Origin of the sequence: Bartonella sp. AA16NXGY (assembly GCF_042197325.1) — a bacterium.
Taxonomy (GTDB): Bacteria; Pseudomonadota; Alphaproteobacteria; order Rhizobiales; family Rhizobiaceae; genus Bartonella.
On sequence record NZ_JBHIRR010000048.1, the window covers coordinates 1 to 1,737 of the forward strand.

Annotated in this window: 1 pseudogene; it reads left to right on the forward strand. The window is 37.2% G+C overall.

Features of this window, described 5'->3' with window-relative positions:
• Positions 1–1,737 (forward strand): annotated as a pseudogene (locus ACFINK_RS09250) (hypothetical protein); the annotation flags it as partial.

A 1,737-nucleotide genomic window follows, 5' to 3' on the forward strand; every position in this document is an offset into this window, starting at 1 on the left:
TCAAAATACATCACAATATTTTGGTGGTGGTGCAGATGTATCTAATGGTAAAGCACCAACTTACACAATTCAGGGTAATTCTCATAATGATGTTGGTTCTGCTTTTAATGCTGTTGATACTTCTATCACGAATATCCAAAATCAGATTACGAATGCGACAAAAAATAGCCTTGTTAAGCAGGAAGGAGATGCAGGTACTATTACCATTGGTGTGACAACAGGGGGTACAGAAATTAATGTTGCAAACAAATCTGGTGAAGCTCGTACAATTTCTGGTGTAAAAGCTGCAGAGCGAAATGATGAAGCTGTTAACAAAGCCCAGCTTGATAAAAGTATAGAGAAGATTTCTAATGATATTAATCTTACAAGTGCTGCTGCAGTTCTCTATGATAAAGAAAAAGATACCGTTAATTATAATAGCATAACTTTGGGTGGTGATAAGACTACAGCACCCGTTTCCCTCCATAATGTTAAAGATGGGAAAATTGCTGAAGATTCGCATGATGCGATCAATGGTAGGCAGATTGAAAAAATATCTGGAGATGTAGCAAACATTTTGGGTGGGAATGCGGAATTTAGCGACGGTATTTTGTTCGGTCCGCTCTATCATTTATCGCGCATTTCTGAAGATGGCGTAGCAGTATCTAAAGACCATAATAATGTTGGTGACGCTTTGACAGGGCTTGATGACAATATCAACAATGTGAATAGCCGCTTAACACATGTAGCAAATGAATTTACTCAGAAAATTGAGGGTGTTTCTAAAGATTCTCTATTGTGGAGTAATGATGAGCAGGCATTTGTAGCACAGCATGGAGCAGACAAAGAAAATAGCAAAATTAAGTTTCTTGCCAATGGAGACATTTCTGCTAATTCAACCGATGCAGTGAATGGTTCGCAGCTCTTTGCTACTAATCAGAATGTTAACACTGTTACAAATAATCTGACAACAATTGCTAAAAATATATCAAAGTATTTTGGTGGAGGTGCAGATGTATCTAACGGTAAAGCACCAACTTACACAATTCAGGGTAATTCTCATAATGATGTTGGTTCTGCTTTTAATGCTGTTGATACTTCTATCACGAATATCCAAAATCAGATTACGAATGCGACAAAAAATAGCCTTGTTAAGCAGGAAGGAGATGCAGGTACTATTACCATTGGTGTGACAACAGGGGGTACAGAAATTAATGTTGCAAACAAATCTGGTGAAGCTCGTACAATTTCTGGTGTAAAAGCTGCAGAGCGAAATGATGAAGCTGTTAACAAAGCCCAGCTTGATAAAAGTATAGAGAAGATTTCTAATGATATTAATCTTACAAGTGCTGCTGCAGTTCTCTATGATAAAGAAAAAGATACCGTTAATTATAATAGCATAACTTTGGGTGGTGATAAGACTACAGCACCCGTTTCCCTCCATAATGTTAAAGATGGGAAAATTGCTGAAGATTCGCATGATGCGATCAATGGGAACCAAATTAATAAAATATCTGGAGATATAGCAAATTATTTTGGTGGTGGTGCCTCGTTCGAAAATGGTGCTTTTAAAGGACCAAACTATAGTTTATCTGTTATTGTTGAAGATGGTCAGGTGGCAAAAGCCAATTATCATGATGTTGGCTCAGCTTTGAGTGGTCTCGATGCAAATGTGAAGAGTGTGAATAGTCATCTCACGAATGTGGTCAATAATTTTACACAAAAAATCAATGATATTACACAAGAAGTCAAAGGGGA